General features: G+C 63.8%; 18 protein-coding genes. 8 read left to right on the top strand and 10 right to left on the bottom strand.

Annotation, left to right across the window (positions count from 1 at the left end; translation table 11 throughout):
- Positions 1-43: 43 nt before the first annotated feature.
- Positions 44-3,031, top strand: a complete 2,988-nt coding sequence (locus AAHK20_RS27150; protein ID WP_449184577.1) for an EAL domain-containing protein — start codon at positions 44-46, stop codon at positions 3,029-3,031.
- Here the strand turns inward: AAHK20_RS27150 and AAHK20_RS27145 are convergent.
- The 3 genes from AAHK20_RS27145 to AAHK20_RS27135 form a co-directional block, all read right to left on the bottom strand.
- Positions 2,995-4,092 carry an alpha/beta hydrolase gene (locus AAHK20_RS27145; protein WP_449184576.1) on the bottom strand — a complete coding sequence of 366 codons (1,098 nt, stop codon included), beginning with the start codon at positions 4,090-4,092 and terminating at the stop codon, positions 2,995-2,997. The two genes, AAHK20_RS27150 and AAHK20_RS27145, sit on opposite strands and share 37 nt — an antisense overlap.
- Positions 4,089-5,291: an amino acid aminotransferase gene (locus AAHK20_RS27140; RefSeq protein ID WP_449184575.1), complete on the bottom strand. Its 1,203-nt coding sequence runs from the start codon at positions 5,289-5,291 to the stop codon at positions 4,089-4,091. The genes AAHK20_RS27145 and AAHK20_RS27140 overlap by 4 nt, the downstream gene beginning before the upstream one ends.
- Before the next feature lie 97 nt (positions 5,292-5,388).
- On the bottom strand, positions 5,389-5,811 hold the full coding sequence (locus tag AAHK20_RS27135; RefSeq protein ID WP_449184574.1) for a DUF302 domain-containing protein: 423 nt from the start codon (positions 5,809-5,811) through the stop codon (positions 5,389-5,391).
- Positions 5,812-6,032: 221 nt separating this feature from the next.
- Between AAHK20_RS27135 and AAHK20_RS27130 the strand changes: the two genes are divergently transcribed.
- Positions 6,033-8,114: a 2Fe-2S iron-sulfur cluster-binding protein gene (locus AAHK20_RS27130; RefSeq protein ID WP_449184573.1), complete on the top strand. Its 2,082-nt coding sequence runs from the start codon at positions 6,033-6,035 to the stop codon at positions 8,112-8,114.
- A 31-nt stretch (positions 8,115-8,145) separates the two neighbouring features.
- Here the strand turns inward: AAHK20_RS27130 and AAHK20_RS27125 are convergent, their stop codons facing one another.
- The 3 genes from AAHK20_RS27125 to AAHK20_RS27115 form a co-directional block, all read right to left on the bottom strand.
- Positions 8,146-8,523 (bottom strand): nucleotide pyrophosphohydrolase, encoded by a 378-nt coding sequence (locus AAHK20_RS27125; protein WP_449184572.1) that lies wholly within the window; start codon positions 8,521-8,523, stop codon positions 8,146-8,148.
- 39 nt (positions 8,524-8,562) lie between these two features.
- Entirely contained in the window at positions 8,563-10,011 is a 1,449-nt protein-coding gene (locus AAHK20_RS27120; RefSeq protein ID WP_449184571.1) for an amidase, read from the bottom strand.
- A gap of 120 nt (positions 10,012-10,131) precedes the next feature.
- Positions 10,132-11,652, bottom strand: a complete 1,521-nt coding sequence (locus AAHK20_RS27115; RefSeq protein ID WP_449184570.1) for an alkaline phosphatase family protein — start codon at positions 11,650-11,652, stop codon at positions 10,132-10,134.
- A gap of 254 nt (positions 11,653-11,906) precedes the next feature.
- On the opposite strand from AAHK20_RS27115, the gene AAHK20_RS27110 reads away from it, so the two are divergent.
- Positions 11,907-13,181: an aspartate aminotransferase family protein gene (locus AAHK20_RS27110; protein WP_449184569.1), complete on the top strand. Its 1,275-nt coding sequence runs from the start codon at positions 11,907-11,909 to the stop codon at positions 13,179-13,181.
- A 30-nt stretch (positions 13,182-13,211) separates the two neighbouring features.
- Positions 13,212-14,141 (top strand): LysR family transcriptional regulator, encoded by a 930-nt coding sequence (locus tag AAHK20_RS27105; protein WP_449184568.1) that lies wholly within the window; start codon positions 13,212-13,214, stop codon positions 14,139-14,141.
- A gap of 40 nt (positions 14,142-14,181) precedes the next feature.
- Here AAHK20_RS27105 and AAHK20_RS27100 read toward each other — a convergent pair whose 3' ends face one another.
- A complete protein-coding gene (locus AAHK20_RS27100; RefSeq protein ID WP_449184567.1) occupies positions 14,182-15,420 on the bottom strand; it encodes a dicarboxylate/amino acid:cation symporter in 1,239 nt (412 codons plus the stop codon).
- Between the two features lie 203 nt (positions 15,421-15,623).
- On the opposite strand from AAHK20_RS27100, the gene AAHK20_RS27095 reads away from it, so the two are divergent.
- Complete coding sequence (locus AAHK20_RS27095) at positions 15,624-16,904, top strand: putative Na+/H+ antiporter (RefSeq protein ID WP_449184566.1); 1,281 nt, start codon at positions 15,624-15,626, stop codon at positions 16,902-16,904.
- A 108-nt stretch (positions 16,905-17,012) separates the two neighbouring features.
- Positions 17,013-17,855: an oxidoreductase gene (locus tag AAHK20_RS27090; RefSeq protein WP_449184565.1), complete on the top strand. Its 843-nt coding sequence runs from the start codon at positions 17,013-17,015 to the stop codon at positions 17,853-17,855.
- Positions 17,856-17,911: 56 nt separating this feature from the next.
- On the opposite strand, the gene AAHK20_RS27085 is transcribed toward AAHK20_RS27090, so the two are convergent.
- Positions 17,912-18,262 carry a type II toxin-antitoxin system ChpB family toxin gene (locus AAHK20_RS27085; RefSeq protein WP_449184564.1) on the bottom strand — a complete coding sequence of 117 codons (351 nt, stop codon included), beginning with the start codon at positions 18,260-18,262 and terminating at the stop codon, positions 17,912-17,914.
- Positions 18,256-18,507 (bottom strand): AbrB/MazE/SpoVT family DNA-binding domain-containing protein, encoded by a 252-nt coding sequence (locus AAHK20_RS27080; protein WP_449184563.1) that lies wholly within the window; start codon positions 18,505-18,507, stop codon positions 18,256-18,258. The genes AAHK20_RS27085 and AAHK20_RS27080 overlap by 7 nt, the downstream gene beginning before the upstream one ends.
- Before the next feature lie 149 nt (positions 18,508-18,656).
- On the opposite strand from AAHK20_RS27080, the gene AAHK20_RS27075 reads away from it, so the two are divergent.
- Positions 18,657-19,430, top strand: coding sequence for an SDR family oxidoreductase (locus tag AAHK20_RS27075; protein WP_449184562.1), 774 nt, complete (start codon positions 18,657-18,659; stop codon positions 19,428-19,430).
- A gap of 37 nt (positions 19,431-19,467) precedes the next feature.
- Here AAHK20_RS27075 and AAHK20_RS27070 read toward each other — a convergent pair whose 3' ends face one another.
- Positions 19,468-20,469 carry a carbon-nitrogen hydrolase family protein gene (locus AAHK20_RS27070; RefSeq protein WP_449184561.1) on the bottom strand — a complete coding sequence of 334 codons (1,002 nt, stop codon included), beginning with the start codon at positions 20,467-20,469 and terminating at the stop codon, positions 19,468-19,470.
- Between the two features lie 73 nt (positions 20,470-20,542).
- Between AAHK20_RS27070 and AAHK20_RS27065 the strand changes: the two genes are divergently transcribed.
- On the top strand, positions 20,543-21,523 hold the full coding sequence (locus AAHK20_RS27065; protein ID WP_449184560.1) for a LysR substrate-binding domain-containing protein: 981 nt from the start codon (positions 20,543-20,545) through the stop codon (positions 21,521-21,523).
- Positions 21,524-21,527: the final 4 nt, after the last annotated feature.

The raw sequence follows: 21,527 nt of genomic DNA, 5'->3' as shown, positions 1-21,527 counted from the left end.
GCCGTTCCGGCGGCGCAAGAGTGTGGCTGGGGGAATTGCAGATATGGCGTCGCTTGGTCCTCGAGGTCCTGGTGGATTATTTGGCGGCCGCTTCGGCGGCTCCATCGCCCGTTTAAGACGCGCACGCGCCGGATCGAAGCTCGATCAAGCGCTTTACTTCTTTTCCATTTACATCGTGCCGGTGCTGATTGCCCTGAGCACGATCGTCGTTCTTTTGCTGCTGCCTCGGGAATACCCGTCGGCCAATTCAGGCTCGCTGGCCTTTCGCGCGCTCAACGACAAGACGTCGACACTTACCCCCGCTTCCGCACTGGACGCGCTGGCCAACGCGCCAGCGATCAATCACTTCAGCACGAAACTCGCGGAAACACCGATTTGGTTCACGTTTTCCGCACCCGTCGCCAGCGCGCGTCTGTCGACGCTCGTCGAATTTCCGTCGCGCCACGCGCAAATGCTCGAATGCTGGACCGCACCGGCACTGCAGTCGCTGGGCCGCGCCAGCCGCGATGCCGTATCCGGACAGATGCGCATGGTCAAAGCCGGCTTTGCGGTTTCGCTCGGCAAACCCGTAACTCCGACGCAGCTGCTCTGCCGCGGCACGTTTTCGGGTCCCGCGCAATTGACCATCGACGCGTTGAACGCCGAGCAATTGCGCAATTCGGCGCTCGACTTCCAGGAGAGTTCCGGCTTGATCGCGGGCGGCCTGCTGACGCTTGCCGTATTCGTCTTTGTCACGGCCATCATCAATCGCGAGTGGACCTACGTGATCTTCGCGATGTGGCTCATCGGCAATCTACGTTTGTGCGCTAATGCGATGGGCTGGGATACCGAGTGGCTCGATCGTGTGATCCCTCCCGCCGATCTGCCGCTGCTGCGCAAAGTCACCTTTGCCGCGTATTACCTGCTGACGGGCGCGCTATTTAGCCAGCTGTTTCGCCGCGAGCTCAGAATCGTCGGCTATCGCTGGCTGCTGCGCGTTGCGCAAAACGTCGGGCTCGTGTTGCTCGTCCTCTCGATTCCCCTCTCCTACGCACACTTCATCCCAGCGCTGTGGGTACTCGGCGGCTTCGGCATCAGCGTGCTGATCTTCCTGCTGACGCGGCTGCTTTGGAAAGCGCGCTCGCGCACGGTGATGTGGTACGTCGCATCGCTTGCGGTCGTGCTGCTCGCGACTTTCTCCGAGGTGCTCGGCGCGGCGTTTGGCGTGCGCCAGTTGGCTGCCGGTGTCAGCCCCGTGCTTGCCGCGCTGACCTCGAGCATGATGGCCGCCTTCGCCATCGCCGAACAGATGCGCGCGGAACGCGAGCACCGGCGCCAGGCGCAGATCGAATTGCGCAACACCTACGAGGTCACGCCGATCGGCCTCTTCACGCTCGATTCGCGCGGGCGCTTCGTGCGCGCCAATCCCGCGTTGCGCGAGATACTCGCCATGCAAAAGAGCGACTACGGGCTGCGCCACTGGAACGACTATTTCGAGCCGGGCGCATGGGGCTCGCTGCAAGCGCTGTCGCTCAAAGGCCGCGACAGCGAACTCGAAATCGGCGGCTCCGAAGCGCACGGCACGGCGGATCGCCGCTATCTGCTCAAGGCGATCACGTCGAACAACTGGATCGAAGGCTCGCTACAAGACGTGACCGAACGCTCGAAGGCGATCGAGCGGCTGCGCTTTCTCGCCGAGCACGATCCGCTCACGGGGTCGCTGAACCGGCGCGGCTTGGAAAAGGCGATCGCGACGCAAAGCGAGAACGCGGCGCTTTGGACGCTCGCCTATATCGATCTGGACCGTTTCAAGTTGATCAACGATCTCTTCGGCCACCGCGCGGGCGACGAAGTGCTCAAGCAGGTCGCCGACCGCGTGCTCGCGCGCTTTCACGGCAACTTCTCGTTCGGGCGCATGGGCGGCGACGAATTCGTGTGCATCATGCACGAGACGTCGATCGATGAAGCCGTCGAGATGTGCACGCGGCTGCTCGCCGAACTCAACGAAATTCCGTATCAGGTGGGCAGCCGGGCGTTTCAAGTCAAGGCGTCGATCGGCCTCGTCGAGTGTTCGCACGGCGTGCGCGTGCAAGACGCGCTCTCGCATGCCGACCGCGCGTGCCGCGAGGCCAAGGAAAGCCGCCACAACCGGCTCGTCGTGTATCGCAAGGGGGCTGCCGCCTTCGAACAACGCGCAGCGGAGCTGAAGCTGGTCGAATCGTTCGGCCGCAATCAGTTGCCGGCCGGCCTCTTCCTCGTGATGCAGCCGATCATGTCGCTCGCCGCGCCGACCGAATCGCTGAATTTCGAAGTGCTGCTGCGCATGCGCGCGGCCGACGGCAAAGTCGTCACGCCCGACAAGATCATTGCCGCCGCCGAAGAGTCCGGCAACATCGCCGCGCTCGACAAATGGGTCGTCAGCACCACGCTCGATTGGATCGAAACCAACCAGAGGTCGCTGCCGAAGACGCGCTTCATCTGCGTGAATCTGAACGGCGGCTCGCTGAACGACGAGCGCTTCACCGAAGACATCTTCGTGTTGTTTGCCCGCTACCGTTCGATTCTTCGGTACCTCTGCCTTGAGATCACAGAGAGCGTCGCGCTGCACGACCTCGGGAACACGCAGCGCTTCATCAACCGCGTGCACGACATGGGCGCCAAGATCGCGCTCGACGATTTCGGCGCGGGCTATACGTCGTTCCGCTATCTGAAGTCGCTGTCGGCCGACGCCCTGAAAATCGACGGCGAGTTCGTCCGCTCGATGTGCTCGCATCCGGCCGACGTCGCGATCGTCGAAGCGCTCGTCGCGCTTGCGCACAATCTCGGCATGCGCAGCGTCGCCGAATGGGTCGAAGACTTGGATACGCTAAAGGCCTTGCATGAAATCGGTGTCGACTACGTGCAAGGTTATGTCGTGGCGAGGCCGCAAGAGTGCTCGGCGATTCTGCTCGCGGACTCCGCCGCGAGCTTCATCGCCGATCCGCTGGTCGCGCGCTTCATCGAGAGTCTTTCCGATCAATCCGCGCATTCGCCCGTGCCGAACATCGCATGAAGCGCGCACGGCGAGCTCAGCATGAGATCGCCGTTGTGCCCCACGCCCGGCACGATGTGCAGGCTCTGATTCAAGTCGCCCGGATGACGGCTTTGCAAATAAGCGAAGTAAGCGCGGCCGCGTGCCATGCGATGCGGGCCCTGTGCTTCCGCCATGCAGCTCTTGTCGAGAGCCGGGTGCTGCGGATCGATATCGTCTCCGCCTAGCAGATAGTCCACGCGCCGCTTCACGAATGCCGCTTCGAGTTGCGCCGGTGTGCGATCGTTCACGTAAGCGGGGCGGTCTTCCATGCCGTATTTCCAGGCGTCGAACGAGGGACATTGCGCGGCGTCGAATGTGCCCGCGACGCCTTGCGCGTCGGGGCGCTGCCGGTCGAAATATGCGTAGGAAGATGGATTGGCCACGACGTAACGCACGTCGATGCCTTCGTCCGTCAGCGCTTGCGTTCCATGCTCGGCGATGGCGTAACGCTGGACCACCTGCGCGCCGCCCGAGTGGCCCGCGATCGTCACGTACTTGAGGTTGGGAAAGAGACGCCGGTCGGCGAGGCGGGCCAAGATCGCATCGAGGACGGCGTAGGAGCTGATCGGCACGCTTCCGACAGCGGCCTCGCCGCCCTCCCATGCTTCGCCCTTCCAGCGCAACAAGCCCTCCGGCAGCGTGTGCGTCGTGGCGTCGATCGTCGCGAGAAATTGCGGCGCGATCAATAGCGTCGTGGCAGCATCGACACCGGCAGCGTCGCGCGCTTTCTCCGCAGTCCGGTAGTAGACATCGGCGTTGCGCAGCCTGCCGTGAATCACGATCACGGCGCGCTCGACGCGCGGTTGCGGCGTGCTCCAGTCTCCCGACACATAGAGCGGAAACTCCGCATGCCCTTGCTGCGTGTCGATCGGCAGACGCGCATCCGCGATCACCGCTACCGGGTGCAGCGTCGAACTCCCCGCTTGCTCTTGCGCGACTGCAGGCAGCGCGACCGCCGACAAAACGACCGATGCGGCGGCCCCCAGCGCAGCCGCCCATCGCGCGAAATCACGCCGCCGCTCGAACACGCCCCCGCTCACGCGGTGCTTTTCACAACACTGGCAATGGCCGAAGCCACGTAGCCGACGTTGCGCTCGTTCAAGCCGGCCACGCACATGCGCCCGGAGCGCAGCAGATACACCGCGTGCTCTTCACGCAGGCTTTCCACCTGAGCCTCGGTCAAGCCCGTATACGTGAACATGCCGCGCTGCGCGAGATAGCGCGTGAGAAGCCGCTCTTCGACGTGACCGTTCAGCCCGTCGTAAATGCGCTTGCGCATCGCCAGAATCCGCTCGCGCATCGCGCCCAGTTCCTGCTCCCACGATGCGCGCAGCGCCGGCGCATTGAGCACGCCGGCCACGAGCCGCGCGCCGTGCGTAGGCGGATTGCTGTAGTTCGCGCGCACCCTCGACGCCAGTTGGCCGAGCACGCGCTTCGCTTCTTCGGCCGATTCGCACACGACGCTCAACGCGCCGCAGCGCTCGCCGTACAGCGAAAAATTCTTCGAGAACGAGTTGGCGACGATGAGCGGCACACCCGACGAAGCCAGCATACGGATACATGCCGCATCTTCCTCGAGCCCCGCGCCGAAGCCTTGATATGCCATATCGACGAAGGCGATCAGCTTGCGTTGCTGCAAGACGGGAACGAGTTCCGCCCATTGCGCGTCGTTCAAGTCGACGCCCGTCGGGTTATGACAGCACGCGTGCAGCAACACGACGCTTTGCGGCGGCAGGCCTTTGATCGTGTCGAGCATTTCCTCGAAGAGCAAGCCGCCCGAGCGCTCGTCATAGTACGGATACGAATTGACCGTGATGCCGGCGCTCTCGAACACGACGCGATGGTTTTCCCAGCTCGGATCGCTGAGCCAAAGCTGCGAGTTCGGGAAATAGCGCTTCAAGAAATCGGCCCCGACTTTCAGCGCGCCGGAGCCGCCGATCGTCTGCAGCGTCGCGATCCGGCCGCTCGCGCGGGCGTCGCTATCGGCGCCGAACACGAGCGCCTGCGCGGCGTCGCGGTACGCCGCGTGGCCCGTCATCGGCAGATACGGGCGCGGCCCGATGCTGCCGAGCAGCGCGCTTTCCGCCTCGCGCACCGCGCCCATCACCGGCAGCGCGCCGGCGTCGTCGAAATAGATCCCGATGCTCAGGTTGACCTTGTTTTGCCGCGGATCCTGCTGAAAGTCTTCGTTGAGGCTCAGGATCGGGTCGCCGGGATAGGCGGGAACGTGCTCGAACATCGCGATTCTCCAGGTAGCGTCTATGCGTTCAATTTCAGCGAGACGCATAGTGTCGGTCAGATCGCGGCGTTCGACAACCGAGGGGGATCGCTCGCTTTCAATCCTCCCCGACGATGCGCTGCAGCAGCGCCGGCACTCGGCTCAACGGCGCGTAGAGCGCGGGATCGACGCGATACACGCCATCGAGCGTTTTCGTCACGTCGTGATACGTGAGGTGGACCGCGTGCGCCTCGTCCTCCCAGATCACCGCACGCAGCGGCAATTCCAACGCAGCAAGCGGATTGGCCACCATGACCGGCGTGCCCGCCTTCGGATTGCCGAACAGAAAGAGCCGCGTCGGGCGCAATGCCATTCCTACCTCGCGTGCGGCAGCGGCTTGGTCGATGTCGGCGAACAGCGTGATGCCGCTCGCGGCCAGCGCATCCTTCAGTCGAATGACCGTGGTTTGGAAATCGTGCCGGCTTGGCAGCGTCAACGCGGTGGACGGAAGCGCAGCGGACGGTTCAGTCTGTGTCGTCATGAAATGGGTTCTCCAGTGGACGCTCCAATGCGGGTCAGCGCTCGGTGCGCTGCGGTTCGAGTGTAGGAGCCTTGTCTTGCCGGCGCACGCTCGGGTGGCTCATATATCCGCTCAATCGTCTCAAGCCCGCGCCCGGTGTCTATCGAAGCGCGGCGGCGAGCGCTACCCTACACTCCTTCGATGGCGCATTGCGCAAATCGCGTTCACGTAAAGGGTTCATCATGCCGACGCCTGCACAAGAGAATGACACCGGTTCGCCCTGGCATGCGGGCGAATTGGCGTTGCAGCGGCGTACCGGAGTCGTCAGGCAAATGGACGGCGTGGGCCGCCGCGTGGTGCGCGATCATCTGATCGACCAGCATCGCGAGTTCTATCCGCTCATTCCGTTCGTCGCGCTCGGCGCGGTGGACGCAGCGGGCGACGTATGGGCCACGTTGCTCGCGGGCGAGCCCGGCTTCCTGCAGGCGCCGACGCCTGACGCGCTCCAGGTGAACGCGATGCGCGATCCGCGCGATCCCGCCAGCGCCGGGATTCACGACGGCGCGGCCGTCGCGCTCATCGGCGTCGAACTGCACACGCGGCGGCGCAACCGGTTGAACGGCGTCGTGAGCCAGGCGTCCGAGCGCGGCTTCGATGTCGGCGTCAGGCAATCGTTCGGCAACTGCAATCGCTATATCCAGGCGCGCCAGTTTGAATTCGTCCGTGAGCCTTCATTGCCGTCAGCGCAAACGCCGGTCGACTTGTCTCGTCTCGACGCGCGCGCGGCCTCGCTGATCGCTGCAGCGGATACGTTTTTTGTCGCGTCATACGTCGAGCGCAGCGACGGCAGCCGCGAAGTCGACGTCTCGCATCGCGGCGGCAAGCGCGGGTTCGTGCGCCTGGGTGAAGACGGCGTGCTCACCGTGCCGGACTTTTCAGGCAACTTGTTCTTCAACACGCTCGGCAATTTTCTATCGAACCCGAAGGCCGGGCTCGTGTTCGCCGATTTCGAAAGCGGCGACCTGCTGCAGCTCACCGGCGACGCCGAAGTGGACCTCGACTCGCCCGAGATCGCCACGTTCCGAGGCGCGGAGCGGCTGTGGCGCTTCACGCCGCGCCGCATCGTCTATCGTGCGGGAGCGATGCCGCTGCGCTGGACGCTGCCGGAAGACGGCGTCTCCCCCTATGCGACGATGACCGGAAGCTGGGAGGAAAGCGCGGAGCGCGTCAAGGCGATGAAGCTCGCAGACGCATGGCGCCCCTTCCGGATCGCGAAGATCGTCGACGAAAGCTCGGTGATCCGTTCGTTTCATCTCGAACCCGCGGATGGAGCGGGACTGATCCCGCACTTGGCCGGCCAGCATCTGCCGATCCGCATCGCTCGTACAACGGGCGAAACCCCGCTGATTCGCACATATACGCTATCGGTCGCGCCGTCCGACGACACGTACCGGATCAGCGTGAAGCGCGACGGCGCCGTGTCGCAACATCTGCACGACACGCTGCGCGAGGGCGACGTCATCGAAGCGCGCGCGCCCGCCGGCAACTTCACGATCGACGCGCACGAACAGCGCCCCGTCGTATTGCTGGCTGGCGGAGTCGGCGTGACGCCAATGCTCGCGATGTTGCGGCATCTCGTCTACGAGGGCCTGCGCCGCCGGCGGATTCGTCCTACGTGGTTCTTCTATTCCGCGCGCTCGCTCGCTGAGCGTGCGTTCACGGCGGAGATCGAAGCGCTGGTCGAGAAGTCGCGAGGCGCCGTGCGCATCATTCGCATGCTGAGCGACACCGAGGGCGCCGTCGAACAACACGACTACGATGCGCAAGGCCGCCTCGATATCGACGTGCTGAAAGCCACGCTGCCCTTCGACGATTTCGATTTCTACGTCTGCGGCCCATCCGGATTCACGCAGTCGCTCTATGACGGCTTGCGCGGACTCTCGATTGCGGACAAGCGGATCCACGCCGAATCGTTCGGACCGTCAGGACTTCAGCGCACCCAGGATCGATGCGCCGAAGTGGGACAGGCGCGAGCGCCTGCGGAAAAATCCGCTCCAGTGCTATTCGTCGCCTCGGGCAAGGAAGCGCGCTGGACGCCCGATCACGGAACGCTCCTTGATCTGGCGGAAGCACGCGGCTTGACGCCGGAGTTCGGCTGCCGCGCGGGAATGTGCGGCGCATGCCGCACGCGGATCGTGGAAGGCGCGGTCGCTTATCGGGAACCGCCGATGTTCGAAGTGCCCGATGGCGAAGCGCTGATTTGCTGCGCTGTTCCGGCGAGCGCGGAGAAGGCAGGCGGCGAGCGGCTACTGCTCGATCTGTAGCGCACAGCACACCGGCTCGCCATATGACGGGTTATCGCTCGGAGTGCTTGTATTCCGAGTACTTGCGCGAGTCCCCTCGCACCTTGTCCGCGGGATACTTCGCGCGATTGATTTCGATCTTTTCCAATGCCGCCTGAAAGAGATCGATGTCGAGCTTGTCCGCGAGCATGACCAAATACGCCAACACGTCCGCCATTTCGTGGCGGATGGCCTTCCGCTTGGCGTCGTCCAACTCCTCGTTTCCGGAAACGAGCCACTGAAAAGGCTCGAGCAATTCACTCGCCTCGACGCTCAGCGCCGTCGCCAGATTCTTCGGCGTGTGGAATTGCTCCCAGTCCCGCTCGGCCGCGAACTCGCGCAAGCGATCGCGCAGCTCGATAAGGTCCCTTTGTGTTTCGCGACTATTCATACTTGATCTCATCCTAGTGCAACGCTTTATTCGATCCCTTCATTGGATCCCATCAGCCAATGCCGGCGGCAGAATCGTATTGACCCAATCGCATTCCCGCTCATACGCGCGCGCGAGCTGCAGCAAAGCGAAATCGCCGCGCGGCCGCCCGATCAACTGCATCCCCATCGGCAAGCCCGCCTCGTTGAAACCGACCGGCACGTTGATCACCGGGCAGCCGGAGAGCGTCCACGGGCACACCGTTTCCATCCAGCGATGATAGGTGTCCATTTGCACGCCTGAGATCGCGTCCGGCCAGCGCTTGTTCACATCGAACGGGAACACTTGCGCGGTCGGCGCCGCGAGGTAGTCGAAGCGCTCGAACACGTCAAGCAGCACGTCATACCAGCGTGAACGCTCGACACTCGCCGCATAAACCTCAGCCGCGGAAAGCTTGAGCATGCCCTCGATTTCCCACACCGCCTCGGGCTTGAGCAACGCGCGCTTCGCCTCGTCCTGATAGAGCGCGAGCAGATTGCCGCCGACTAGCAAGTGACGATGCACGAGCCAGGTCTGCCACAGACTCTCGGGCGCGACGGGCGGCGCAAGTGCATCGACATCGCAACCGATGCCGCGCAACGCGCCGAGCCCGCGCTCGCACATCGCGGCAATGCCATTCTCCAGCGGCAGATAGCCGTTCCAGTCGCCGAGCCAGCCGATGCGCTGTCCCTTCACATCGGCGTCGAGCGCCTGCGTGAAGACGGCGGGATCCTCGGCTAAAGACAGCGGCGCACGCGCATCGTAGCCCGCCTGAATCGCGAGCAGCATCGCGACATCCTTCACCGTGCGCCCCATCGGCCCTTCGGTGCCGAGCTGCTGAATGAAACGCTCGGGAGCTGGCCCTGCCGGCACGCGGCCTCGCGACGGGCGCATGCCATACACGTTGCAAAACGCTGCGGGATTGCGCAGCGATCCGCCGAAGTCGCTGCCATCGGCAACGGGCAAGAGTCGCATCGCGAGCGCCGCGGCCGCGCCGCCGCTGCTGCCGCCCGCGCTCTTCTTCGCGTCGTAGGGATTGCGCGTCGCGCCGTAGACTTCGTTGAAGGTGTGCGAGCCCAAACCGAACTCGGGCGTGTTGGTGCGGCCGATGAAAATCGCCCCGGCGCGACGCACGCGCGCCACCGCAATCCCGTCGATGCCGGTCACGTTGTTGCGGAAAATCGGCGAGCCCTGCGTGGTGATCATGCCCGCGACTTGCGCGATATCCTTCGGCGCCTGCGGCATGCCATGCAGCCAGCCTTCATAGTGTCCGCGAGCGAGCGCGGCGTCTTTCTCGGCGGCCTCGGCAAGCAGCGCGTCATGCTCGCGCAACGCGACGATTGCATTGACCGACGGATTGAAGCGTTCGATCTGATCGAGGTAAGCCTGCATCACTTCGCGGCACGACACCTCGCGCGCACGAATCGTTTGCGCGAGATCGTCGGCCGCCATCGCGACGAGTGGATTCAAAACGTGTCTCCTGCAAGTTGATTCGATGTTGCCGGAGCGATGACGCCTTTGCTCCAGCATCATCGCCCGCCCTGTTCGAGACGATACGCTGCTTCGTCGCTGTTGTGCATGCGGCGTCGTTTAGGGCCGTTCCTTCGGCTCCGCATGATGCCCCTTCGATGCTCGCAACTCGTCGATACGCGACGCGCTAACGGAAGCGCCAGGATGCTGATTGTCGGCCGACAACCCGGCCGCGACCCTACTGTTGCCGCCCGAAGCGAAGTAATGCTCCAGATGCTTCGCGACCTGGGTGCGGATAAAGTCCTTCGCCTGCTGCGGGTCCTGAATGTCCTGCGTGCGCAGCGGATTGCGGTTCGCGGGATGCGGATCGAGATGCACCGAGCCATCGAGCAACTCTCGCTGCATCGCGTCCATGACCTGCGGTTGAACGGGGACGGTCACATCGGGCGTGTCCGTGCGCCAGGTCAGCGTGTCGTTCTTCGCGAGGTACTTCTGGGTCAGCTTGGCGGCCTGCGCATCGCGCTTGGTCAAGAAGTTGCCGAGACCGAACGCTTCGATCACCGAGCCGGGAATCGTCGAATGGCTGTACACGGTCGAATCGACCGCCGCTTGGAACCAAGGCGAAACCAGGATGCAAGGCACGCGAAGCCCCAGTCGATCGAAATCGAACGGCACGAGATAGGACTGGTCGAGGCGGCCCGGAATGCCGTCGGGCGATATCGTTGCGGGCGGCTGCACGTGGTCGTAGTACCCGCCGTGCTCGTCGAACACGATGATGTAGAGCGTTTTCTTCCAAACGTCCTCGTTGGCGCGCAGCGCGCTGTAGATGTCCGCCACGAGCTTTTCCGCGGGCCGCACGTCGGCCGGCGCGTGCATGCTGTTGACCGGCTGTGTCGGCGAGCCGATGAACGCGGGCATGATGAACGAGTAGGTGGCAAGCTTGTCGCCGGACACGTCGGCGAGAAAGTTGCCTTCGAACAGCACGTTGTTTTGCGGCGTCTTCTCGACGTTCGGAAAGAGCTGGAGCACGTCGTTCGTGTCGTGATAGTAGACGCGCCACGACGCGCTCTTCGTCGCGTTGATGCGGTCGTAGATCGTGTCGCAGGTGAGATTCGGCTTCCAGTTCGCGTTGTACGTATAGCCTTGCGACGTTGCCGCATGCACGAACGCGCGATTCGGCACTGTCGGCCCGGGCACGTCCGAGAACCAGTGGTCGCACAGCACGAAGTTCTTCGCGAGCGTCGAGAGCACCGGCAATTGCACCGGATCGAAGCAATTCATCACTTGCTGCAGCTCGCTATCGGTCGGGTCGCGCTTGAGGTCGTATCGCAACGACGTATTGAACGACGCGACAAAACCATCGAGCTTCGCCGAAGCGGCAGGCTGGTTTGCGGGCACATTGGTCTTGCCGAAGAGCTGCTCGTTGATCTGCTTGAGCGAGTGCGCCGGGCCTTGCCCCACCGACGTGTAGTCGCCGCCCTTGCGAGTCTGATACGCCGTGGTCTCGGCGTTGCCGGCGGTCTTGTAGTTGGTGAAGCCTCCTGCGGGCACGCCCTCCCCGATGCCGAGGTAGCCGAACAAGTGGTCGAACGATCGGTTTTCGAGCATCAGAACAACGACGTGATCGAATTGCAGGTCCATAGTGCACTCCTTTCCTAGATCGTGAATCGTGGCTGCGTTGAGTCAAAGGTCAAAGCGGCGCCCAGCCGCGACGCGCCGTAAAGCGCGGCGGCGAGTGGACGATGCTCGACGTGTCTTGTGGCGATTTGATGTCGCGGCGCTTTCGCCGCTAGGACATGAAGTCTCGCGCCGAATCATGCGCTCCCTGCATCATCGTCTATGCTGACTGAAAGGTGTTTTGCGAATTGCAACAGCGTGTCTTCGCGAGAACGATCATGGCCGAGTCGATTGCATCGAGAGCGTTGCAGGTCTTTCCCGGCGGCGTCGCCAATGGCGAATTCGGTTGGCCGCCTGAGAGCGTGATCGCAATACAACGCGGAGAAGGCGCCCGGCTGTGGGACACCGCCGGGCGCGAATACCTCGACTTCTCGATGGGCTGGGGTTCAGCGCTCGTGGGACACGCGCGGCCGGAAGTCGTCGAAGCCGTACAGCGCCAGGCGGCGCTGGGTTCGAATTTTGCACACTTGAACGAACCTTGCTTGCAGCTCGCCGAGGAAATCCGCCGCGTGAGCCCGGCGGCGCAGCAGGTCCGCTTCTGCGCGTCGGGCACCGAGGCAACGATGTACTGCCAGCGGCTCGCCCGTGCCGCGACAGGGCGGCCCAAGATACTCAAGTTCGAAGGCGCCTATCACGGCGCCAACGAAGCAGGCGTGACGAGCCTCTTCCCCAGCAAGCAGTTGCCGTTCCCGCAGCCCGAGCACACGAGCGCGGGCACGCCGTCGGTGGATCGCGAACTGCTCGTCGCGCCATATAACGATTTGGGCGTGACCGAGTTGATCGTCTCGCAGCACGGCCATGAGCTTGCCGCGGTGCTCATGGAGCCGCTGCAGCGTTGCACGCCGCCGGAGCCCGGCTTTCTGGCGGGCGTACGCCGCATCTGCGACGAAGCGCAGGTGCTCTTGATCTTCGACGAGGTCGTCACCGGGTTTCGGCTCGCCTATGGCGGCGCGCAGGAATACTACGGCGTCGTGCCCGATCTCGTCGCTTACGGCAAGGCGCTCGGCGGGGGCTATCCGATTGGCGCGTTCGGCGGCCGGCCCGAGTTGATGGACCACGTGAACGAGCAGCACATCGGCTCGCCGGGTTACGTGTGGATGGCTTCCACGCTCGGCGGCAATCCGGTGTCGAGCGCGGCGGGCAATGCCGCGCTCGCGGTGCTGCGCGCGCCGGACACCTATGCGGCGCTGCATGCGCTAGGCGAGCGCTTTCGCGCCTCGCTGCGAGAGGTGCTCGAGCAATGCGACGTGACGGGACAAGTGATCGGCGACGGCCCGCTCGCGCAAATCGTCTTCACGAGCGGCGCGGTGAACGACTACCGCACGAGCGCTCGCGGCGACAAACGGATGGCCCGCAAGATGATGCTCGGTTTGTTCGAGCGCGGGATCTTCCTCAATCCGATGGGCACGAAGTTTTACTTGTCGATCGCGCATGACGAATCGATTTGCGATATGTTTTGCAACCGGCTCGAAGACGTGTTGAAACAGCGCTGACCGAGCCCATCCCATCGCAGGAGCTTGCAATTGCGTCAGGATCAGCTCGATGGAATCGTCACATTTATTGCGGTAGCGGAAGAGAACGGTTTTTCGGCGGCGGCCGTGAAGCTCGGCGTATCGCCGTCGGCGGTCAGCCAGGCGATCCGCCATCTGGAGGCGCGCGTCGGGCTCACGCTGTTCAACCGCAACACGCGCGGCACGAGCCTGACCGAAGCCGGCGCGGCCTATTTCGAGCGCATTTTGCCGGCCGTGCGCGAATTGACGCTCGCCTCGGAGGAACTCGGCGCGGTCGCCGACCGGCCTGCCGGATTGCTGCGCCTGAACGTGGCGCGCTCGGGCCACATGATCGTGCTGCAGCCGATCCTGCGACGCTTTTTGGACCAGTACCCCGACATCCGCCTCGACGTATCGATCGAAAACTCGCTCGTCGATATCGTCGGGCGCGGCTATGACGCGGGAATCCGCTTCGGCGATCTGGTCGAACGCGACATGGTCGCCGTCAAAATCGGGCCGCCGATAACGGCCCACGTGATCGCCTCGCCGGAATACCTCGCGCGTCACGGCTTGCCCCGGCATCCGCACGATCTGCTCAATCACGCTTGCATCTGTTTCCGGCATTCGACGTCCGGCCAGATCGAACGCTGGCCGTTCGAGAAGGGAGGAGAAACGCTCGAGCTGGCGGTCTGCGGGCCGCTCATCGTCAACGACTCCGCTGCGCTCGTGCAGGCGGCGCTCGACGGCATCGGGATCGCTTACATGATCAACGGCTACCTCGAGCGTTTCCTCGACGACGGCCGCCTCGTGCGCGTGCTCGCGGACTGGAGCCCGCCGCTCGCCGGCTTCACGCTCTATTACGCGGACCGGCGCCGCGTGGCGCCCAAGCTGCGGGCGCTGATCGACTTTCTGCGGCAGGAAGAAAAAGCAGGAACGCCCCATACGGAAGCGTTCCTGCGATAGAGCCGGGCTCGCGCTCGAAAGGCGCGCCCGGACGCGCGAATCACGCGCGCTTGTATTGTTCGAGATCGAGCGCGCCTTCGGTCCTCGCGACCACCACGGCGGTCAGCGTATCGCCGGTCACGTTGGCCGACGTGCAGCACATGTCGATCAGACGGTCCACCGCCGCGATCACCGCGATCACTTCGAGCGGCAACCCGACCGAAGCCAACACCAGGCTCATCACGACGAGACCCGCGCCGGGAATGCCAGCCGCGCCGATCGACGCGAGCGCCGTGGTCGCCACGACCATCGCGAGCTGCAAGGTCGTCAGATGGATTCCATACGCGTTGCTCGCGAAGATCGTCACGGTGCCGAGGTAGCAGGCGAGGCCGGCCATGTTGACCGTCGAACCGAGCGGCAGCACGAAGCTCGCGACGCGCGAATCGACGCCGAGCCGCTCCTGGGTGGTCTCGAGATTGAGCGGCAGCGTGGCCGCGCTGCTCGCCGACGAGTACGCGAAGAGCTGTACAGGCAACACCTTGCGCAAGAACGGCAGCGGATTCAGGCGCACCATGATCAGCAAGATGCTGCACACGACGATCATGAAGAACAGCATCACCGCGTAGTTCACCACGACGAGCGAGGCGAGGTGGCCAAGCACGGAGAAGCCGCGGTCCGCGGTCACGAACGCCATCAGGCCGAACACGCCGAATGGCGCGAACTTGAGCACCATGCCGATGAGCTTGAAGACGACGGCGGAGAGGCTCTCGAAGAACGTGCGGACCGGCGCCGCACGCTCGCCCGACAGATTGACGGCAAGGCCGAAGAAGATCGCGAACACGATGGTCGGCAGCAGCGCGCCTTCGGCGAATGCCTTGAACGGGTTCGACGGAATCGCGGCGAGCAAGGCTTCCTTGAGGCTCGTCGGTTCGCTCATCGCCGCGGTCGCCGACGCGCCTGCCGGCAGATCGAAGCCGACGCCCACGCGCGCCGTCATCGCGATCACGATGGCGATCACCGTGGTCGACCCCATCAGCGCCAAGTAGATGACGATCGACTTCGTCGCGATACGGCGCATCGCGGCCAGATCGGACAGCGACGTGATCCCGCACACGAGCGAAACGAACACGACCGGAATCACGCACATGCGGATCAGCGACATGAAGATATCGCCGAGCGGCTGCAGCATCTTCGCGGGTTCGCCGATGAAGTGTCCGGCGGCCACGCCGAGAATCAACGCGATCAGGATCTGATGCCACATCGCGAGACGCAGCCGGCGAGAACGGTGAGTGGATTGCATCGTGGTTGCCTTTTCTAGATGGGAGAGGTGGCTAGGATTCTGACCACGTGCAGGAGGCTTAAATATCAGACTCGTCTTAAAAACAATGCGCAACCAACGAATCCCCGAGTGTTTCCGACATCGCCCGCGCTCATCTTAAAAGCAGACCATCTGCGTACTCATCGCGTACACTCCGCGCGAATCGTTTATATCGAGGAGAGCAGATGCCACATTCAGTCGAGATTGCCGGCGCGGTGATTTTCGGTCTCGCACTCGTCCATACGTTTCTCGCGAAACGCTTCGAGGTGCTCGCTCACCGGCATCCCGAACATGCCGGGCTCTTTCACTTTCTCGGCGAAGTGGAAGTCGTGTTCGGCTTCTGGGCGATGATTCTGATTCTCGCGATCATCGCGCTTGCCGGGCCTCAGCAGGCCTTGCACTACACGGAGTCGCGCGAGTTCAACGAGCCGCTCTTCGTGTTCACGATCATGGTGATCGCGGCGAGCCGGCCGATTCTCGAAGCGGTGACGGGGCTCGTCATGCGCATCGCTCGCCTCTTGCCGTTCGACACGAATGTCACCGTCGTCTGGCTCTCGCTCACCGTGATTCCCTTGCTCGGCTCGTTCATCACGGAGCCTGCCGCAATGACGCTCGCCGCGCTGATTCTGCGCGATCGTCTCTTTGCCGCGCCGATCGCGGAGCGCTGGAAGTATCTGACATTGGGCGTGCTGTTCGTCAACGTCTCGGTGGGCGGCACGCTGACCGCTTACGCCGCGCCGCCCGTGCTGATGGTGGCGTCCGCATGGGGATGGGACAGCACGTTCATGGCCGCGCAGTTCGGTTGGAAAGCGGCGCTTGCCGTCGTGATCAACGCCACCGGCCTGATGCTGCTCATGCGCACGGCGCTGCGCAACGCGCGCTCAACCGAGACCGGGACGACCGGCGCGAATGCAGACACGCCCAAACCGCCCGCCGTGCCGTTGCCCGTGACACTCATCCACCTGCTGTTCCTCGTTGGCGTGGTGATCGGCGCGCATCATCCCGTGGTCTTCATCGGCCTGTTCCTGTTCTTCCTCGGCTACACGCAAGCCTACGAGCAATTCCAATCGCCGCTGATGCTGCGCGAAAGTCTGCTCGTTGCGTTCTTCCTCGGCGGGCTCGTCGTGCTCGGCGGCTTGCAGCAGTGGTGGCTGCAAGCCGTGGTCGCATCGATGGACGCTCACGCGCTCTACGCCGGTGCGCTGGGCCTCACGGCCGTCATGGACAACGCCGCGATCACCTACCTCGGCTCGCTGATCGCGGGCATGTCCGAGGAGGCGAAATACATGCTGGTCTCGGGCGCGGTGGCCGGTGGCGGTCTCACGGTGATCGCGAATGCGCCGAACCCCGCCGGGCTCGCGATCGTGCGCCATGGCTTCGAAGACGAATCCGTCGGCGTGATGGGATTGCTCGCAGCTGCGATCGTGCCGACCTGCGTGGCGAGCGCGGCGCTGCTGCTGTTGTGATCGTCCGCTTGAAGTTTGGCTTCAAAGGCTGACGCGCCAAAACGGGTTACCGAACGGAAGGGACGGACCTAGCATGAGGGTTCCTTCCCCTACCGAACGGTCAAACCCATGTCGAACCCGCAAAGCAAAGTCTTTCTGATCACCGGCGCCAATTCCGGTTTCGGGCGCGCGCTCGCTGAAGCCGCGCTCGCCGATGGACATCGCGTCGTCGGCACCGTACGCAACGCCGACGCGCTCGAAGCCTTCAATCGACTCGATCCCGAACGTGCCCTTGGCAAGCTGCTCGACGTTACTGACACCGATGCCGTCCACCGCGTCGTCGCCGAAATCGAAGCGGATTTCGGTCCGATCGACGTGCTAGTCAACAACGCCGGCTACGGCCACGAGGGGCTGCTGGAAGAATCGACGCTCGATCAATTGCGCAAGCAATTCGACGTCAACGTCTTTGGCGCCGTGGCCATGATTCACGCGGTGCTGCCTCATATGCGCAAGCGCCGCGCGGGCCACATTCTCAACGTGACGTCGATGGGCGGCATCATCACCTTCCCGGGCCTCGGCATCTATCACGGCAGCAAGTTCGCGCTCGAGGGGATTTCCGAGGCGCTGGCGAAGGAAGTGAAGAGCCTCGGCATCGCCGTGACGGCGGTCGAACCGGGTGCGTTCCGCACCGATTGGGCGGGCCGCTCGCTCGTGCGCGCCGAACGCACGATTGCCGACTACGACGAGGTGTTCAATCCGATTCGCGAGCGGCGCCGCAAGCTCGACGGCAACCAGCCGGGCGATCCGGCGAAGGCGGCACGGGCGATGCTCAAGCTCGTGGCATCGGAGAACCCGCCAATGCATCTGCTGCTCGGGCGTGACGCGGTGACGTTGGTGCGGGAGAAGTTGAGCGCGCTGAAGGCGGAGATCGATGCGTGGGAGGCGGTGTCGGTGTCGACGGATTTTCAGTGAATGGCAAACGCCCAGCTGTAGTTAGGCCGGGCGTTCATCTAACGTGTTGCGTCACATCAATCAAGGATGGTTTGCAAGCGAGCCAGAGCGTCGTCTACGACTTCAGCGGGTGCGCGTTCTACCTTCTTCGCTCCGCGCGCCTCAAGATCGAGCGTTCGAACCATATTCACCAGCGCGACCCCTTGCGTTTCCGTGCCAGAGCCCGACAACGGAACAGCAAAGCCGGCGAAGCGCGCGAACTCGCCGCCTTGGGTAATCGGCGCCACAAGCGCGACACCAAGTGCATTGAACGCCGCGGGCGAAAGCACGAGCGCCGGGCGAAAATCGCCTTGCTGCTCACGCCCCGCCGTTGGATTCAGGTTGACGCGCACGATATCGCCCCGATCGAACTTGATGCGCCTTACCATGCTTCACGACCAACCGGAACCACACCGCCCCATGCCTCCAGATCGGCAGGCAGCGGCGCTTTGGGATCGCATTGAGCAACGAGGTCTTCGAGCACGTATTTGTGCCGCGCGGGCTTCAGCATGATGCCTTCTGGACGGACGTCCACAGCCAGCTTGTCGCCCAAAGCAACCTTGAGTTGATCGAGCAATGCGGTGGGCAAGCGCACGGCCGCGCTGTTGCCCCATTTCTGAATCGACAGTTCCATTGCGGCACTCCAGTTATGGATAGCCATTGTAGATACACCGGATCGACGAGTCAAGCGCCCGTATCTACATCGTAGCTACATAGCCAATCCTTTCGTTCAGTCGCAAAATACGCACACTTTGCGACTTCCCGCGTCTACCCAACCTTGCCATGACCACCCCCACCCCCTCCAGCAGCACCCCGCTCACCAAAGTCATCCTCACCGGCCATACGCGCGGCATCGGCGCAGCGCTTGCCGAGCAACTTCTCGCACGCGGCATCGCCGTGCTGGGCGTCTCGCGTTCGCGCCACGCCACGCTGGCGCAACGCTTCGCAGGCTTGCTCGATGAAGCGGAACTGGACTTGTCGGACCTCGCGCACGTCGAACAATGGCTCGCCGGCGACGCGTTGCGCGATTTCACGAGCGGAGCGCAACGCGTGCTGCTCATCAACAACGCAGGGACGGTGCAGCCGATCGGCCCTTGCGAAGTGCAGAACGCGGGCGAAATCGCGCGTGCCGTTTCGCTGAACGTCGCGACGCCGTTGATGTTCGCAAGCGCGTTCGCGGCGGCGACCGCCGACGCAGGCGACCGCCGCATCGTTCATATCTCGAGCGGAGCGGCACGCAATGCGTACGCCGGCTGGAGCATCTATTGCGCGACCAAAACCGCGCTCGATCATCACGCGCGCTCGGTGGCGCTCGACGAGAGCCGCGCGCTGAAAATCTGCAGCGTCGCGCCGGGCGTCGTCGACACCGACATGCAAGCCGAAATCCGCGGCACGGGAGCCGACCGCTTCCCGCTGCGCGAACGATTCGAAGACCTCAAGCGCAACGGGCAGCTCGCAACGCCGGAGCAATCGGCGTCGAAACTGATCGGCTATGTGCTAAGCGATGGCTTCGGCCAAGTCCCGACCGCCGACGTGCGCGAATTGCCGCCGGCGTGACGCGGCAAGCACACGGCCCGGACCTCCAGCGTCACGCTCATTCGCCATGCGCCATCGGCGGCGGTTCGGGCAAACGGCTTGCCGCTTCTTCGCCGTTTGCGTCGAGCGCATCGATCGTGCACACGACGCTGCTCTTCGGCCGCATGTCGACCTGCAGCGAAAACACATCGGGGCGCGCATAGTGCCCCGCCACGTCCAGGTCGTATTTGCCGCGCACGACATCATCCAAATCGATATCGGCGGTGAGCACCGCCTCCTGTCCACGGACGGGGCCCGCGAGCACCTCGCCGAGCGGGCTCACGATCACGCTACCCCCTGAGATCAACTGCGTGCCGGGCTCGTTGCCCTGGATGCAATCGTAATCGGGCGGGCAATCCTCGCGCGTGAGGAACTGGCACGCACTCAGCACGAAGCAGCGCCCTTCATACGCGATATGGCGCATTGAAGCCTGCCACATCTCGCGTTCGTCGACCGTCGGCGCACACCAGATCTCGACACCGCGCGCGAACATCGATTGCCGCAACATCGGCATGTAGTTTTCCCAGCAGATCGCCGCCCCCACCTTGCCGACGCTGCTCTGAACCACGGGCAGCGTCGAGCCGTCGCCGCTGCCCCAGATCAAGCGCTCGCTTGCGGTCGGCATGAGTTTGCGGTGCTTGGCCACGAGCACGCCGCGTTCGTTGAAAAAGAGCGCCGTGCAATAGAGCGTCGCGCCGCAGCGTTCGATCACGCCGACCACGAGGTTGCAACGCGCCTCTCGGGCGAACGCGCCGATGCGCTCGGTTTCGACGCCCGGCACATCGATGGCCGAGCGCGCGTAGCGCAAAAAATCGTCGCGTCCGGCGCTCGAACGGGAGCCTACGCGCGTGCCGAAATCGAGGCCCTTCGGATACCCGCCTAGATACGCCTCAGGAAACACCGCCAGCTCGACGCCCTCGCGAGCGAGCGTTTCGCAATGCGCGCGCATGCGCTCGAGCGTGCGCGGCGTATCGAACAGCGTAGACCCGGCTTGAACCACGGCAACACGATGCGTGCTCATCAATCGACCCTCCCCTTAGTTGAGGAAGCCAAGTATGCTACCGCCGTGAATATGAATAAAACAAATTGTTTGGATGATGAAAATCGATATTTTGGATGTCAGGAAGATCGATCTGAATCTCGCCGTGGTGTTTCTCGCGCTGTGGCAAGAGCGCAGCGTGACGCGCGCGGCGGCGCGCCTCGCGTTGAGCCAGGCGGCAACGAGCGCCGCGCTCGCGCGTCTGCGCGAGACTTGCGAGGACGAACTCTTCATACGTGTCAGAGGCGGCATGCAACCGACGCAGCGCGCGCTCGACATCGTCGAGCAGCTGCAAAGCGGCATCGGTTCGCTCTCGTCCGCGCTCGCGCCGGTGCCCCAGTTCGATCCGCTCGCGTCGACGCGGCGCTTCGTCATCGGCATGTCCGATGATTTCGAATTGGCGATCGGCCCCGAAATCTCGCGGCGCGTGCTCGAGCGCGCGAGCGGCGTATCGGTTATCTTCAGGCAGACGAACCGGCACACCGTCGACGCGATGCTGGAGGAACAGCAGATCGAGCTCGCGGTGACGGTAGGCGCATCGCCGAAACGCTGGGCCTGCCGCGATCCGCTCGGCACCTCCAACTACGCGTGCGTGGTCGACAGCGTGCGCTGGGGCATCAAGATGCCGCTCACGCTTGCCGACTACCTCGCCTTGCCGCATGTGCTCGTGTCGTTCTCGGGACGCGAAGGCGCCGTCGATACGGCCTTGCGCGCGATCGGCAAGGCGCGTCACGTGCAAACCGCGCTCACGCATTTCTCGGCGGTGCCGGCGTTCCTGGCGTCGGTGAAAGCGGTGACCACGCTGCCGCTGCATGCCGCCCGTGTGCTCGCGCGAGTCTCGCAGCTCGAGATGTGCGCGCCGCCGGTGCGGTTCGACGACTACGACGTATCGATGCTCTATCGCCGCACGAGCGCGCATGATCCGGGGCTCGAATGGTTCAAGAGCATCGTGCACGAGGCGTATCGGTCGCTCGACGACGGGCCGGCGTTGCGGTCGTCGCCGAAGAAGAACACGAAGAAGAAGTCCCCAACGTAACCGG

Source organism: Trinickia camelliae (genome assembly GCF_053525655.1).
The sequence above is the reverse complement of the archived record's forward strand: the minus strand, read 5'-3'. Positions and strand labels throughout refer to the sequence as shown.